Origin of the sequence: Alcaligenes sp. DN25 (assembly GCF_023674485.1) — a bacterium.
In the GTDB taxonomy this organism is placed as follows: Bacteria; Pseudomonadota; Gammaproteobacteria; order Burkholderiales; family Burkholderiaceae_B; genus Alcaligenes; species Alcaligenes phenolicus.
In genome coordinates this window covers 1028788-1044800 of record NZ_CP098408.1, presented here as the reverse complement: position 1 = coordinate 1044800, position 16013 = coordinate 1028788, and the positions used below count along the sequence as shown (strand labels likewise).

General features: G+C 56.9%; 12 protein-coding genes. 8 read left to right on the top strand and 4 right to left on the bottom strand.

Features of this window, described 5'->3' with window-relative positions; genetic code table 11:
• Positions 1-3: 3 nt before the first annotated feature.
• Positions 4-891 (top strand): 4-hydroxy-tetrahydrodipicolinate synthase, encoded by an 888-nt coding sequence (gene dapA, locus NBV64_RS04800; protein WP_009461293.1) that lies wholly within the window; start codon positions 4-6, stop codon positions 889-891.
• A complete protein-coding gene (locus NBV64_RS04795) occupies positions 892-2376 on the top strand; it encodes an aldehyde dehydrogenase (RefSeq protein ID WP_250756780.1) in 1485 nt (494 codons plus the stop codon).
• A gap of 221 nt (positions 2377-2597) precedes the next feature.
• Here the strand turns inward: NBV64_RS04795 and NBV64_RS04790 are convergent, their stop codons facing one another.
• Positions 2598-3599 (bottom strand): LysR substrate-binding domain-containing protein, encoded by a 1002-nt coding sequence (locus NBV64_RS04790; protein ID WP_035275544.1) that lies wholly within the window; start codon positions 3597-3599, stop codon positions 2598-2600.
• A 143-nt stretch (positions 3600-3742) separates the two neighbouring features.
• Between NBV64_RS04790 and NBV64_RS04785 the strand changes: the two genes are divergently transcribed.
• A complete protein-coding gene (locus NBV64_RS04785; protein WP_009461289.1) occupies positions 3743-6031 on the top strand; it encodes an NADP-dependent malic enzyme in 2289 nt (762 codons plus the stop codon).
• 71 nt (positions 6032-6102) lie between these two features.
• Here NBV64_RS04785 and NBV64_RS04780 read toward each other — a convergent pair whose 3' ends face one another.
• Positions 6103-7041, bottom strand: a complete 939-nt coding sequence (locus NBV64_RS04780; protein WP_022983479.1) for a tripartite tricarboxylate transporter substrate binding protein BugE — start codon at positions 7039-7041, stop codon at positions 6103-6105.
• Between the two features lie 208 nt (positions 7042-7249).
• On the opposite strand from NBV64_RS04780, the gene NBV64_RS04775 reads away from it, so the two are divergent.
• Genes NBV64_RS04775 through NBV64_RS04765 form a run of 3 tightly spaced genes read left to right on the top strand, consistent with a single transcriptional unit; the run spans position 7250 to position 9987 of the window.
• A complete protein-coding gene (locus NBV64_RS04775; protein WP_009461286.1) occupies positions 7250-8146 on the top strand; it encodes an AEC family transporter in 897 nt (298 codons plus the stop codon).
• A 9-nt stretch (positions 8147-8155) separates the two neighbouring features.
• Positions 8156-8656: a bifunctional alanine racemase/tRNA (adenosine(37)-N6)-threonylcarbamoyltransferase complex ATPase subunit type 1 TsaE gene (locus NBV64_RS04770; RefSeq protein WP_009461285.1), complete on the top strand. Its 501-nt coding sequence runs from the start codon at positions 8156-8158 to the stop codon at positions 8654-8656.
• On the top strand, positions 8620-9987 hold the full coding sequence (locus NBV64_RS04765; RefSeq protein ID WP_009461284.1) for an N-acetylmuramoyl-L-alanine amidase: 1368 nt from the start codon (positions 8620-8622) through the stop codon (positions 9985-9987). Before NBV64_RS04770 ends, NBV64_RS04765 begins: the two co-directional genes overlap by 37 nt.
• Before the next feature lie 618 nt (positions 9988-10605).
• On the opposite strand, the gene NBV64_RS04760 is transcribed toward NBV64_RS04765, so the two are convergent.
• Positions 10606-11256, bottom strand: a complete 651-nt coding sequence (locus NBV64_RS04760; RefSeq protein WP_009461283.1) for a VTT domain-containing protein — start codon at positions 11254-11256, stop codon at positions 10606-10608.
• 145 nt (positions 11257-11401) lie between these two features.
• Between NBV64_RS04760 and mutL the strand changes: the two genes are divergently transcribed.
• Together mutL and miaA are read left to right on the top strand one after the other, a co-directional pair.
• A complete protein-coding gene (gene mutL, locus NBV64_RS04755) occupies positions 11402-13246 on the top strand; it encodes a DNA mismatch repair endonuclease MutL (protein WP_250756779.1) in 1845 nt (614 codons plus the stop codon).
• Positions 13243-14181 carry a tRNA (adenosine(37)-N6)-dimethylallyltransferase MiaA gene (miaA, locus tag NBV64_RS04750; protein ID WP_009461282.1) on the top strand — a complete coding sequence of 313 codons (939 nt, stop codon included), beginning with the start codon at positions 13243-13245 and terminating at the stop codon, positions 14179-14181. The genes mutL and miaA overlap by 4 nt, the downstream gene beginning before the upstream one ends.
• A 102-nt stretch (positions 14182-14283) precedes the next feature.
• On the opposite strand, the gene NBV64_RS04745 is transcribed toward miaA, so the two are convergent.
• On the bottom strand, positions 14284-15744 hold the full coding sequence (locus tag NBV64_RS04745; RefSeq protein ID WP_022983477.1) for an NCS1 family nucleobase:cation symporter-1: 1461 nt from the start codon (positions 15742-15744) through the stop codon (positions 14284-14286).
• Positions 15745-16013: the final 269 nt, after the last annotated feature.

The window sequence follows — 16013 nt, the reverse complement described above, 5'->3', positions numbered from 1 at the left end:
ATCATGAATCTGAACGGAATCCTCGTTCCCATCGTTACCCCGTTTGACGCCAACAACCAGTTAAACGAAGCTGCGCTGGAGCGTCTGGTTGAGTGCTTTATTGAAGCCGGAGTAGGCGGTATCGTGGCTTGTGGAACCACGGGCGAATACTACGCGCTCAGTGCACAGGAGCGTCGCCGCGTGCTGGAGATTGTTGCCAGAACTGGCCGTGGCCGCACAACACTGATTGCCGGCGTGAACTCCATGTCGCCTGCCGAAGCCATCAGCCGAATCCGTGAAGCGGAAGAACTAGGGTATGAGGCACTGATGCTCTCTCCCACCCCTTACAGCCTGCCCGGCCAAAATGAAGTGGTGGCGTATTTCAAGGAGGTCGCCGCGGCCACTGAACTGCCCATCGTCATGTACAACTTCCCGGCACGCATTGGCATCCAGATCGAGCTTGAATCCGTTTACGAACTGGCCAAGGTCAAGAACATTGTGGGCATCAAGGAGAGCAGCGGCAACTTCAGCCGGGTGGTTGCCATGGTCAATGCCAATCTGCCCGACTTCCAGGTTGTTTGCGGCTGCGATGACCAGGCGGCCGATTTCCTGTTCTGGGGAGTTCGTAGCTGGATCAGTGGCGGGGCCAATGTGTTTCCTGCCGAGCAGGTCCAAATGCTGAAAGCCGCCGAGCAAGGAGACTGGGACACGGTACGTCGCATGATGGCCGCCATGTTGCCCGCCATTGCCGCCATGGAGTCCGGCAACTACAACCAGAAAGCCAAACTGGGCTGCGTGCGTCACGGCATTGATGTCGGTTCGGTACGCTTGCCTCTGCTGCCAGTCGACGCGCAGGAACGAGATGACTTCCTGGCCCAGATCAACGCTTATCAAGTAGAACAGGAGGCTTGAATGCCCACGCAACAAGAGACTGTCTTTGAGTTGGCCCGCGCCGGAAAGCTGCACGCTTCCCATTTGATTCCTGGCTATCAAACCACGGCTTCGGCCCTGCTCGATAACGTCAGCCCTGTCGACCTGGCCGTAATTGGCAAAATCGCTGCCGGCCAAGCCTCGGATGTACAAGCAGCGGTCGCTGCCGCGCGCACAAGCTTTGAGTCCGGCGAATGGTCTGAGTTGTCTCCGGCAGAACGCAAAAAAATCATGCTCAAATGGGTGGCCTTGCTGGAGCAACACGCCGAGGAACTGGCCGCACTTGATTGTGTGGACGCAGGCAAGCCCATTACTGAATGCCTGAACACCGACATGCCCGCCACCATCGATACCTTCAGCTGGTATGCAGAGACGGCCGATAAATGCTTTGGTCGAATTTCCCCAACCGGCTCCGACGCGCTGGGCTTGATCACCAAGGAACCCATTGGGGTCGTGGCGGCCGTCCTGCCCTGGAATTTCCCGGCTCAAATGTACGCCTGGAAAGTTGCGCCTGCGCTGGTGTGCGGCAATTCGGTCATTGTGAAACCGTCCGAGCTGACCAGCCTGAGCGCCTACCGCATGACACAGCTGGCACATCAGGCAGGCATTCCCGCAGGAGCCCTGATCCTGATCACAGGCACAGGCGAGGAAGTCGGAGAGCCTTTGGGCCGGCACGGGGACGTGGACATTGTGTCGTTTACCGGCTCCACCGAAGTGGGTCGCCTGTTTCTGAAGTATTCCGCAGAAAGCAATCTGAAGGAGGTCGTGCTGGAATGCGGCGGGAAAAGCCCCCAGGTCGTTTTTGAGGATGCCCTGCTGGACGAAGCAGTTCCGTCCATCCTGGCGGCCGCATTCTGGAACATGAGCGAAAACTGCAGCTGCGGCTCCCGCCTGATCGTACACAGCAGCCTGAAAGACACGCTGCTGCAAAAACTCAAACAGGGGCTGAGTTCCTGGAAAGTAGGTCTGCCTACGGATCCGGACGTGTCTATCGGGCCGATGGTAGAACAAGCGCACTTTGAAAAAGTGGCCAGCTTTCTGCAGAACCCCGGCAAAAACGCCAAGTTGGTTCATGGGGGGCGCATTCACAGTGACCTGGGCAGTGGTTGGTATATCGAGCCCACCATCTTCGATCACATCACCCCGGAAGACCGCCTCTTCCAGGAGGAAGTGTTCGGCCCCGTTCTGGCCATCACGACCTTCGAGACAGAAGAGCAAGCCATCGCCTTGGCAAACGATACCCAATATGGCCTGGCCGCCTCCCTCTACACGCTTGATGTACGGCGGGCGCAGCGTGTCTCGCGCAAAATCAAGGCAGGCACCGTTTCGATAAATGGCTTTTCCGAAGGCGACATCACCGCCCCCTTTGGCGGCTTCAAACTGTCCGGTTTTGGCGGCAAGGACAAGGGAATGGAGGCCCTGGATCAGTACCAGCAAACCAAGGCCATCTGGTATGTGAACCAGTAAGCCACTGCTTGCATAGCCCCGGCATCAATAAACCGGGCGCTGCACACCGCCCCCCCCCTTCCAGACTCCTGGGCATACAAGCGGGGGGTGGTTCTTACCACTGAGCTGCTCCGGTTTTTTGAGCAGGTATGACATCCTGCTTCCAGCTCTTGCCCGGCAAGCTCAACATAGGGCGCTCACGGTGTAACACTAGCAATCAGCCCGCAGCAGACAGAACGACATTAGTAGAAAAAAGCCCCCCGCTCCAAAGGCACCGTCTTATCAGTGCACACCCGTTTCAGCTCCTGCGCGAACAACGTGTCCACCGGACGCTGCTGACCGGCCACCCGAGTAAAAAGCGCAATAGGCGACAAGCCCCACTCAAAGGAGTACGGCACAATCGCCACGCCGGACACGCGCACCAGTTCTTCAGCAATTTCGGTCGGGACCACAGACACGGCACGGGAGTGATTCACGATCAGTTCACCAATCAGCTTGGGTGAAGAGGTTTCCACGCTGGGCACCGGCTCCAACAAGCCTGCCCGCAAAAACAGATTCGCCACCTGCCGTCGCATCGGGGTATTGCGCGGTCCCAGAATCCAGTCCAGATCCTGCAATTGCGCCCAGTCCAGCTTGCGTCGGCCCAATCGCCCCGCCAGTTCCCGGCTGGCAATCAGGCGTGGTTGCTGCGCGTACAAGGCTTCATGGCGCAGCCCTTTCATATTCAAGTCCGGAGAGCTGCGCGCCACCACTGCATCCAAAGCGTGATCACGCAGTTGTTCCAGCAGCGTTTCCGTTAGCCCTTCGGTGATGCTGACGGACACCACCTGCCCTTGAGGGCGAGTTGCCCGCAAGGCCGTGGAAACCAGCTTGCCGGACACCAGGGGAATCACCCCCAGCCGCAAATGTGCTTGCCGCCCCATGCTGTGCGCCTGCAAGTCCAGACTCAACAACTCCATGTCCTGCACCATGGCCCGAGCACGTGAAATCACGATCTGCCCTTGCGCTGTTGCCTCCATACCACGCGATGAACGCAGGAATAGCGGTGTGCCAAAGACTTGCTCCACCTCGGCCAAGGCTTGAGTGACCGCAGGCTGAGTCATCGCCATTAAATCCGCCACTTTGGTCAGCGAGCCCAAGCGGTCGATTTCGATCAGCAGAGCCAGGTGACGCAACCTGAGTCGTTGTACCAGGCGATGGGCGATATCGTTTGTTTCCAAGCCTTTACCCCTATCTATAAGCATTTACTAATAGGGCAATAATAAGCCCTAATACTGCGGACTGTTTAATTATCTACACTTGTTGAAAGCCGGCGCTGGCGCACTACTCGCCACGCCTTCCCTGGATTTCACCAAACACCTGTTTGGCGCCTGAGCAAGAGGACACGATGAGTTCACCTGTAGATCGACAAGCCGCCCTGGATTACCACGAGTTCCCCATTCCCGGCAAAGTCACCATTGCCGCGACCAAACCCCTGGTCAGCCAACGTGACCTGGGCCTGGCCTATTCCCCTGGTGTTGCTGCCGCCTGCGAAGAAATCGTGGTCGACCCGAAAAACGCCTTCCGCTACACCGGCCGGGGCAATCTGGTGGGCGTGATCTCCAACGGTACCGCTGTGCTGGGTCTGGGCAATATTGGTGCCCTGGCCTCCAAGCCCGTGATGGAAGGCAAGGCCGTTCTGTTCAAGAAATTTGCTGGCCTGGACGTGTTTGACATCGAGATCAACGAAACCGATCCCGACAAGCTGGTGGATATCATCGCCGGTCTGGAGCCCACCTTCGGTGGCATCAACCTGGAAGACATCAAGGCACCCGAGTGTTTTGAAGTGGAGCGCAAGCTGCGCGAACGCATGAACATCCCCGTCTTTCACGACGACCAGCACGGTACCGCCATTTGCGTGACGGCGGCTTTCCTGAACGGCCTGAAAGTGGTCGGCAAAGATATCAAGAAGATCAAGGTTGTGACCTCCGGTGCCGGTGCGGCCGCGCTAGCTTGCCTGGACTTGATGGTGGACATGGGCCTGCCCGAAGAAAATGTCTGGGTCACCGACATTGACGGCGTGGTCTACAAAGGCCGCCCTGGTCACCAGGTTCCTGAACTGGCCCGTTTCGCCAAAGAAACCGAAGCACGCAAGCTGGCTGATGTGATCGACAACGCTGACGTGTTCGTGGGCCTGTCCGCCGGTGGCGTACTGAAAGCTGAAATGCTGCAAAAAATGGCAGACCGTCCCTTCGTGATGGCGCTGGCCAACCCTACCCCCGAAATTTTGCCTGAAGTCGCCAAAGCCGCTCGCGATGACGTCATCATGGCAACCGGCCGTTCGGACTTCCCGAATCAGGTCAACAACGTGCTGTGCTTCCCCTACATCTTCCGCGGTGCGCTGGATGTGGGCGCCACCACGATTACCCGTGGCATGGAAAAAGCTGCTGCCCGCGCGATTGCGGCTCTGGCTGAAGAAGAGCAGGACGAAGCGGTGGCCGCAGCCTACGGTGGTTACGGCCTGAGCTTTGGCCCCGACTACCTGATTCCCAAGCCATTCGACCCACGTCTGATCGTGCGCATCGCCCCCGCCGTGGCTCAAGCCGCCATGGAAGAAGGCGTGGCAACCCGCCCTATCGCTGACCTGGAAGGCTACATCGCCAAGCTGCAACAGTTTGTCTACCACTCTGGCGCGTTCATGAAGCCCGTGTTTGCCGTAGCCAAGCAATTGGTGCGCGAAGGCGGCAAGGCTCGCATCGTCTTTACCGAAGGTGAAGAAGAACGTGTGCTGCGCGCCGTGCAAGTGATTGTGGACGAGAAGCTGGCCCACCCGATTCTGGTTGGCCGTCCTGCCGTGCTGCTGTCTCGCATCAAGAAATTTGGTCTGCGCCTGCGCTTGGGCGTGGATGTGGAAGTGACCAACCCCGAGTCTGACGACCGTTTCCACCAGTACTGGACCACGTACTGGGAAAAAATGTGTCGTCGCGGTATCAGCAAGGAAATGGCTCGCGTGGAAATGCGTCGCCGCCTGACCCTGATTGGCTCGACCATGGTGCACCTGGGTGATGCCGACGGCATGATCTGCGGCACGATCGGTTCCTACCACAACCACCTGCGCTATATCGACGAGATGATCGGCCGCAAGCCCGGCTCCAGCGTCTACGCTGCCATGAACATTCTGCTCCTGGGCGAGCGTACGGTTGCCTTGACCGACACACACGTCAACGACGATCCGAACGCACAGGAAATTGCGGAATACACGATTGAAGCCGCCCGCATGTTGAGTACGCTGAGCCTGGAACCCAAGGTGGCCCTGCTGTCGCGCTCCAACTTTGGTACCGACTCGGCCACTTCCGGACCCAAAATGCGTGAAGCCCTGCGTTTGATTCAGGAGCAAGCCCCTGACCTGGAAGTAGACGGTGAAATGCATGCCGACTGCGCTCTGGACGAAAGCTTGCGCAATCGTACCTTGCCCAACTCCTCGCTGAAAGGCTCGGCCAACCTGCTGGTCTGCCCGAACGTGGACGCTGGCAATATCAGCTACAACCTGCTGAAGACTGCTGCTGGCAGCAACGTGGCCATCGGTCCTTTCCTGATGGGCGCCAATGCTCCTGTACACATCCTGACTTACAGCTCCACCGTACGCCGCATCATTAATATGACGGCCTTGACCGTGCTGCAAGCCAATCGTGGCTAGGCCTTAGGGCAGAAATGAAAAACCGGCCTGTGCAGGCCGGTTTTTTATGGCTGACATTTAAAGTCCAAGGCTTATTCCAGCTTGATATTGCCTTTCTTGACCACGTCGTGGGCCCAGTCGTACTGCTCCTTGATTTCCTTGGCGAACTCTTCAGGCGAGTTACCCGACGGAGTCGCACCCTGCTTTTCCAGAGCCGAAATAATTTCGGGCTTCTTCAAGGCTTCCGCAGCAGCGGCATGCAGCTTGGCAACGATTTCAGGCGGCGTACCCTTGGGAGCCAGCAGACCATACCAGGCCGGGCTGTTCAGCTGCGGGTAGCCTTCTTCGGCCAAGGTCGGCACATCTTTCAGAGCAGGCAGGCGCTCGGGCCAGGCAATAGCCAATGCGCGCAAGTTGCCAGCCTGGATCTGGGCCATGGACGACGGCAGGTTATCAAACATGGCATTGATCTGGCCACCGACCGCATCCGTTACAGCCGGGCCGGCACCACGGTAAGGCACGTGCACGATATCAGTGCCGGTTTCCAGCTTGAAGGCTTCGCCAAACAAGTGCAGCACCGAGCACGTGCCCGAGCTGCCGTAGGAATACTTACCTGGATTGTCTTTCAGTTGCTGCACGAACTCCTTGAAGTTCTGTGCCGGGAATTTGGGGTTGACCTCGATCACGTTGGGCAGGTTGGCAAAGTTGCTGACCGGCACAAAGTCTTTCAAGGGGTCGTAAGGCAAATCATTGGGGCGGCAAGCGGGATTCACTGCCAGAGTCGAAATGGTGGCAATTGACAAGGTATAGCCGTCAGGTTTGGCGCGAGCCGCTTCTGCCGCTCCAATAGCGCCACCGGCACCACCCTTGTTTTCTACCACCATGGACTGGCCCAGCACTTCGCTCATGCCCTTGGTCACAATGCGCGCCACAATATCGGTGGAGCCGCCTGGCGCAAAAGGAACAATGACGCGAATCGCTTGATTAGGATAATCCGCTTGAGCATGAGCGACATTAGCCGTGCCGATCATGGACAAACTTGCACAAAGGGATAGCAGCGCAAATTTCTTGGGAAACTTCTCTATCATGGGAACATCTCCTCTTTAGTCTTTTTGTAGATCCATCCCCTGGGTAAGGGGAACTAACCAATAATAGCGCAGCTACTCCTCATCAATTGTTAATTCTGAAAGCAGATACCTACAGGGGATATACCTATATCTGCCTTTAATTACCGTCATCATGGCCACAATATTCCCGCTGATCCTGCCCGATTTTCTGTTGATAGCGCTGGGGGCATTGCTGCTGCATCGCTTTCATTTCAGCCGGGATTTTTTCCAGGGTGCCGAAAAGCTGGTCTATTACGTCCTGTTTCCAGCCCTGCTGTTTGATTCCATTACCCGCATCCCGCTCAATCTGGGCGATACCTGGCCTTTATTGGTCGCTGCGGCTGTTTTAATTGCTGTAGGCACGGTTTTGGCTTGGTTAGCCCTGCCCATTCTGAAACCCGAACATTTGCAGCACGCGGCCCTGACTCAATGCGCCTTTCGCTTCAATACCTATTTGGGGATGTCTCTGGCCAGTGCGATTGCCGGGCCATCGGGTGTCGCCGTTATGGCTTTGCTGGTGGGCTTTTCTGTTCCCATGGCCAATATGGTGGCAGTGACCGTGCTGGCGCGGGGGCAGCAAGGCCGTATCGCCATCGAGCTGCTTAAAAATCCCCTGATTCTGTCTACTGTTGCTGCACTGGCCTGGAATCTGGCTGGTTTGTCCGTACCAGGCCCGGTTCAATTGGCCTTTAGCCGCTTGGGGGCTTGTGCCCTGGGGATTGGTTTGTTGTGTGTAGGCGCCACCTTGTCCCTGCAAGGCTCGCGGCGTGCCGGGGCCTTGATCGGCTGGATTACGGCCATCAAGCTGCTGGCTTTGCCCTTGGCGGCCCTGGCAATTGCCTGGGTGTTGGATATGAGCACATTGGAGCGCCAGATGTTACTGGTATTTGCTGCCCTGCCTACGGCCTCTTCTGCCCACGTACTGGCTGCCCGCATGGGAGCCGATAGCCGTCTGGTCGCGCTGACCATGTCGATCGGCACTATACTAGCGGGCTTGACCATTCCATTGTGGTTATCCCTCGCTACCTGATCCAAGCCTATGAATCCGCAAGCTTTAACCTTGTCCTTGCCTGACGAGGACGCCACCACCGCCTTGGCCGAGCGCCTTGCCCCGCTGCTAAGCGGTCAGGTTCCCGGTGTGCCTGTGGGTGGCCGAATTCATCTTCATGGTGACCTGGGCGCCGGTAAAACCCACTTTGTTCGGGCCCTGTTACGGGCTTGTGGCGTTACCGGTCGTATCAAAAGTCCTAGCTACGCTTTGCTTGAAAGTTATAAAGTTTCTAGCTTATACTTCTATCATCTTGATTTTTATAGATTTAGCGATCCACGAGAATGGGTCGACGCAGGTTTTCGCGATATTTTGCAAGACAATGCTGTTGTGCTGATCGAATGGCCCGAAAAAGCAGGGGATTTATTGCCCGAGCCCGATCTGGATTTACACCTGGATTATTGCGGTGACGGTCGTTTGGCCACCCTGGATGCACGCAGCGCCAAAGGAACGCTATGGATTACGACACTCGCCCCCAGCCTGCAGAAGTAGCCCCAGCCGGCAAGGCCCGTCGCCGATTCGTCGCCACGGCCACCACCCTGTTCCTGCTTCCCGTCATACCGCGGCTGGCGAACGCCAGCACCATCGTGGCCGTCCGTACCTGGCCGGCAGACGAATACACCCGCGTCACCCTGGAAATGGATAGCGAGCTCAAGGCCGAGCACTTCACACTGGAAAACCCCCATCGCATGGTGGTGGACATCCAGGGCCTGACCATGAACCGCACCATCGAGGAGCTGGTTTCCAAGGTCCGCCCCAATGACCCCTACATTCGCTCCGTGCGCGTGGGCCAGAACCGCCCCGACGTCGTGCGTCTGGTGCTGGATCTGAAACAGGCCGTCGCTCCCCAGATCTTTACCCTCAAGCCCGTTGGCGAATACAAGTACCGTCTGGTGCTGGACTTGTACCCGCGTGTGGCGCAAGACCCGCTGCTGGCTTTGCAAATTCAGGACGATAACGACCCCCTGGCTTCCGTCCTGGAAAGCCTGGCTCAAAACTCGCCTGACGCGCCTGTCCCTACGGTACAAGGGCAAACCTTGCCGCCCGTCGCTCGTACGCCGCCTCCTGTCACGACTCCACCGCGCTCCCCTTCGCCTGCAGCCACGCCGGGTACTCCCAATCGTCCCTTGCTGATTGCGCTGGACCCCGGCCACGGTGGAGAGGACCCCGGTGCCATCGGCCCCGGTGGTACGCGTGAAAAAGATGTGGTGCTGAACATAGCCCGACGCTTGAAACGTCTGATTGATGCGCAGCCCAATATGCGTACTTATTTGACGCGTGACTCGGACTTCTTCGTGCCGCTGCAAGTGCGTGTGCAAAAAGCCCGTCGGGTGAAGGCAGACCTGTTCATCAGTATTCACGCTGACGCCTGGATCAAGCCTAGTGCGCGTGGCTCGTCCATCTACGCCCTGTCTCAAAACGGTGCCACCAGCTCGGCTGCTCGGTGGCTGGCCAAGAAAGAGAACGATGCTGACTTGATCGGTGGTCTGAACCTGGGTTCCCACAACCGTCAGGTTGCGCAAATTCTGCTGGACCTGTCCACAGCCGCACAGATTAACGATTCAGTGAAAGTAGGCTCGCGCCTGCTGGGCGAGATCGGCAAGATCAACCGCCTGCATAAGCGCAATGTTGAACGCGCTGGTTTTGCTGTGCTGAAAGCACCGGATATTCCATCGATTCTGATCGAAACAGCGTTTATCAGTAATCCGGAAGAAGAGCGTCTGCTGCGTAGTTCTTCACATCAGGACAAGATTGCCCAAGCCATTCTGACCGGCATCCGGGGATATTTTGCCGAGTTTCCGGCACTGGCCAGCCGTAGCTAACTATCTGCTTGGTTCGATGAAAAAAGCGCAGCAAAAATGCTGCGCTTTTTTTGTTTCCGTAGAGTCTGAGGCTGTTCGGAAAAGAGAGCGTCTTTGGGCAAAGACCTGTTTGAACCTGAATCGGCATGGCCTTTTCTTGAGGGGGAGCCGCTAGTCTGCAGGCGAGTCAGGGTTCTGGCCGCAGGCTCTTGAGCTATCCAGGATACAAGCCCCGTGCTGTTTGAGCGCGACGCTTATAGCTCGTCCGAGGGACGAGCTATCGCGCGAGTTCACGGGGCGCCTGGATAGCTCAAGAGACAAGGGTACCCGTGCGCAGCACGGGCCAGGGCCCCGCCTGCCGACTAGCGGCTCCCCCTCAAGAAAACTGAGGCATTCTTTACTAAAGGCTGAAACAGAGGCGGTTTTTTAAAAATACGGAGAGTGCCAATAGTTACCTTGAACACTTGAACATTTGAACACTTGAACACTTGAACACTTGAACACTTGAACCCAGATGTTGCGACGGCTTTTACCCCCTCGCCAACAACAGCGATATCTGACAGGTTCCCGAAATAAAAAAGGACGCCTACTGGCGTCCTTTCCTTAACCTTTAACAAGCAAACAATCCAATCTCAAATCCTACAAAGTCGCATTACCCTTGCTCTTGCGCTTGAAAATCTTCCACAAGGCCCCAGCCACGACAGGCACCGCGGCAGCCGCAATACCAATCAGCACGATGGTATTCAAATGCGCCTTGATGAAAGGCACATTGCCAAAGAAGTAGCCCAAGGTAATCAAGCTGCAAATCCACAGCACCGCGCCGGTAATGTTGTACATCTGAAAGCGCATGGCATTCATATGGCCCACACCCGCTACAAAAGGCGCAAAAGTACGGAACAAAGGCAGGAAGCGGGAAATGACGATGGTCTTGCCACCATGCTTTTCATAAAAAGCATGGGTTTTGACCAGAGCACGACGATCCAGGAATCGGGATTCCTGGGTAAAGACTTTCGGGCCTATATACCGCCCCACGTGATAGTTCACGGTATTACCCAGCACGGCTGCCACGATCAGCAGGCCACCCAGCATGACCGGGTCCAACATGCCCGAAGCGCCAAAGGCTCCGGCAATAAACAGCAGGGAATCGCCCGGCAGGAAGGGCAAAACCACAAGCCCGGTCTCGCCAAATATAATCAAGAACAGAACAAGATAAATCCAGGCTCCATACTGCTCGACCCACACACCCAGGTACTGGTCAATATGAAGGATCATGCTGAGTAAATCGGGCATAGTTCCACACCAAAATAACAATCCAGCCAGTCCGATACTGGCCAGACCGACACCATAGAGCAAGCGGTTAAAATAAGCCGCTACCGTTTGAAACCCGTTGAACGTGTAATGTTCAACCCTGAATACACACAAGGCCAGCCGCCCTATGTCATCAAGACGCCGTATTATCCCACTCCCGGACTTGCTTGTAAGCCAAATTGCAGCCGGTGAAGTTATCGAGCGCCCGGCATCTGTCCTGAAGGAATTGCTGGAAAACGCGATTGACGCCGGAGCCAGTGCCATCGAGATTCGCCTGGACGGCGGCGGCATACGCCGCATCTCTGTCAGCGACGATGGCCACGGCATCACCCAGGAAGAATTGCCCCTGGCGCTGCTGCAACATGCCACCAGCAAGATTCGCTCGCTGGAAGAGCTGGAGTCCGTGGCCTCCATGGGCTTTCGGGGGGAAGCCCTGCCCTCAATTGCCTCGGTAGCCCGCCTGACGATCAACTCGCGCACTCAGGACGACCCGCACGCCTGGGAGTACTCACTGGGTCAAAGCGAACCCCAGCCCGCCTCCGGGCAGATTGGCACGCATGTGGATGTACGCCAGCTGTTTGACGAGATCCCCGCCCGTCGCAAGTTTTTGCGCACGGAAGGCACGGAGTACGGCCACTGCGTGACCGCGCTGGAGCGCATCGCCCTGGCACAGCCGCAAATCGCTTTCCGCCTGTTTCACAATGACAAGCCCCAACGCCACTGGCGCAGCGGCACACTGGAGCAACGCCTGCTGGATATCTTGGGCAAAGAGTTTATTGAGCAAAGCCTACCTGTCGCCCAGGAGCAAGGTCTGATCAGCTTGCGTGGTCTGGTGATTCACCCCGCCCATGCTCGCCCCAGTGCAGACAAACAGTTCTTGTTCGTGAATGGCCGTTTTGTGCGTGATCGTACTGTGTCACATGCTATACGCAGTGCTTATGCCGATGTACTGCATGGAGATCGCCAGCCTGCCTATGCCTTGTTTCTGGACATTGCCCCATCCACGCTGGATGTGAACGTACACCCCGCCAAGCACGAGGTTCGCTTCCGTGACAGCGGTGCCGTCTACCGCTTTGTGCTGCAGTCTGTTGGACAAACCCTGGCGCAAGGTAGCATGGCCGGGGAAACGCCAGTTGCCGCCATGCCTTTGCCTGAAGGCGCTACTCAGCCTCCTGTAACGGGCACACCCAGCAGCTCCTACACCAGCAGCGAACCCGCCATGCCGTATAGCCATCCGGCCCGCCAAGGCTGGCAATCCAGTTTCAGCCTGCGCGAGCCATCTGGTGGCGGCAATGTCGACTGGAAAAGCATGTATCGCCCGATTGAACCTGCTCCCAGCAACACGCCAGTCACCAGCTATCAAAGCGAGGCAGATAGCACAACGGACGAGTTTCCCTTGGGCATGGCCCTGGGGCAGTTACACGGCATCTATATTCTGTCCGAGACACGCCAGGGCATGATTCTGGTGGACATGCACGCCGCACATGAACGCGTGGTTTACGAACAATTGAAACAGGCTCTGGATGGCCGCGAACTGCCTCGTCAGGACCTGCTGGTGCCGGTCGTATTCAGTTGCTCGGAAAGTGATATCGCCTTGCTGGATGAGCATCAGGAAACCCTGGCCGATCTAGGCCTGAGCATGAACCCGGCAGGCCCTACCACCATGGCCGTGCGTGCCGTCCCCGCCCTCCTGGCCCAAGGCGATATCGAATCGCTGGCCCGTGCCGTACTGCGCGATCTGGCCCAGGTAGGCTCGTCACGCCACCTGGATGAGCAACGCAACGAACTGCTCTCCACCATGGCCTGCCACGGCGCCGTACGCGCCAATCGTCGCCTGAGCATCCCCGAGATGAACGCCCTGCTTCGCAAGATGGAACAAACTGACCGGGCCGACCTGTGTAATCACGGCCGCCCCACCTGGTTCCAATGGAAGCTCAGCGAGCTGGACAAACTTTTTATGCGTGGACAATGAACGATTTACCCATTCTGTGCCTGGCTGGCCCGACGGCCAGTGGCAAAAGCGCAAGCACGCATATCCTGGCGCAACACTGGCCGATTGAAGTGATTGTGATGGACTCGGCCACGATTTACCGTGACATGGACATTGGCACCGCCAAACCCAGCGCCGAAGAACAAGCCGCTATCCCCCACCACTTGCTGGATATACGCGACCCGGTAGAGAGTTACTCAGCCGCAGAGTTCGCCACCGACGCAACCCGTCTTATTCAAGAAATCCGGGCGCGCGGGCATTACCCTGTGCTATGTGGCGGCACCATGCTGTATTACAAAGCCTTGCGCGAAGGCTTGAACGATTTACCGCAGGCAGACCCTGCCATTCGCCAGCAACTGGATGAGCGTGCCCAGGAAATTGGCTGGCCCGGCATGCACGAGGAACTGACCCGCATCGACCCGGTGACAGCTGCCCGGCTGGCTCCCCGCGACAGCCAGCGCATTCAACGTGCGCTGGAGATTTTCCATATCAGCGGCAAGACCATGAGCGACTGGCTCAAGGACAAAGCCCAGCCGCAAGAAGAGAGCCACCAGTACGTCACCATGAGCCTGGAGCCAGAAGATAGATCCTGGCTGCATAAGCGCATTGCGGCTCGCTATCACGACATGATCGCGCAAGGGCTGCTGCAGGAAGTGGAGAAGCTGTACCAGCGCCCTGATTTACATCCCGGTCTGCCCTCCATTCGCTGTGTGGGCTATCGGCAACTGTGGTCGTATCTGGACGGCGAAGTCAGCCTGGACGTGGCGATCGAACAGGCGATTGCCGCGACTCGCCAACTAGCCAAACGTCAATTGACCTGGCTACGCTCCGAACCCGAGCGTCTGCAATTCAACTGCCAGAGCCCGCAAGCCGCCGAGCAGATTGTGCAAGCGGCACGCCAGATCTGGCCAGCTTGATACACCAGGCTCGCTCGTAGGAACGGCCCCTTGACGGCCGGATGGTATCCGACTGCCAAGGGGCCCCGTTCAAAGAAACCGTTTTTTTACCCGAGACGCCTCTTACACCGAAGCGCTGCTCAGCTTGGGCAAGACTTTGGTACGCATGGCCACGTATTGGAACGCCCCCCCCAACAAAGCGCCGATCAGCCAGCCGTAACCTGCCATATTCGCCAGCGCAGGCACCCAGACGGTCGCTACCGAGAACACCGCCGCCAGGAAGAAAGCGGCCATTGCACGCTTGTTCCAGCCGTTCTGGAAGTAGTAGGTACCGCTTTCTGCCAGGCTGAACAGATCCGACACCACGACACGCTGTTTGCGGATCAAGTAGAAGTCCACAATCATGATGCCGTACAAGGGAGCCAGCAAGGCGCCCAAGGTGTCCACAAAACCCGTAATGCCGATAGCGCTGATCAAGGGCAGCCACAAGGCACCGATAAAGAAAGCAATTACGGCTGTCAGAATGCCGCCCATCTTGGCAGAGATCAGCTCGGGCTTGAGGTTGGCCAAATCAAAGGCCGGTGGAATAAAGTTCGCCACCAGGTTGATACCCACGGTTGCGGCAAAGAAGGTCAAAGCCGCGATCACCGTTAAAGCCAAACTATCGACGCGATCCACAATATCGGTAGGGTTGGTCAAGGTTTCGCCAAACAACACAGCTGTACCGGCGGTAATGAACAAGGCCAGGAAGGAGAATACGGCCAGGCTGACAGGCAAGCCCATGAAGTTACCGATACGCATGCTGCGCTCGTCTTTCACAAAGCGCGAGAAGTCGCCGTAGTTGATCACAACGGCAGCAAAGTACGCCACCATAGTGCCCACCACCGCACCAAAGGCCATCAAGGGTCCGCCTTCGTAAGAGCCTTTACCGGCAAAGATCTCACCCACTTTATCGAGCAAACCACCGCCAGCCTTGTACCAGATCACGGCCAGCAAGGCGAACATCACCAGATACACCAACGGGCCCGCCCAGTTCAGGAAGCGCGTAATCCACTTCATGCCCATCAGGAAAATACCCAGCTGCAGGATGCAAACCACCACGTAAGACACCCACCCCACCCAATCCAGCCCCAGGAACAAGGCTCCGCCGGGATGATCCAGCAAGGCATTGAACAACAGCGCCAAGGCCGTGGAGGCAAAGTAGGTCTGCACGCCATACCAGAAAATGGCCACAATCCCGCGCACCAGAGCAGGAAACTTGGCGCCCTTCACCCCCATGCTGATACGGGCAATCACAGGATAGGGAACGCCATACAGCACGCTGGGTTTACCGCTCAGATTCACCAGCCCCATCACAATAAAACCGGCCAGCAAGATGCCAGCAAATACGGCCCAACCATTCAGACCATAAGAAATAAACAAGGTGGCGGCCAAGGTGTAGCCAAACAGACTTTGAATATCGTTAGACCAGACGTTGAAAATCTCGAACCAGCCCCACAAGCGTTTTTGTCGTGGCAAAGGCGCCAAGTCTTCGTTGTGCAAAGCAGGATGCGGGTCTTTCAAAGATAAATCGCTGTGCTCCATTTTCTTCCCCCTAAGAAATTGCTTCTAACATTTCAGCTGAAATTTCTATGTGCTTGCCGTTACTGTAGGAGCCTTGCTGTTCGGGGAACATTATGGAATGTACGAGTAATACCTAAATTCGGATTAGCTCGAAAAACGACATAATCAAATCCATATAATATTTATTTGAAAAACAAATACATCAGATTCGATGCGGTAATACAGGGCAATTCAAAGCAGGATGCAGGAATAAAAAAAGCCAGCTTGATGAGCTGGCTTTTTTACTGACG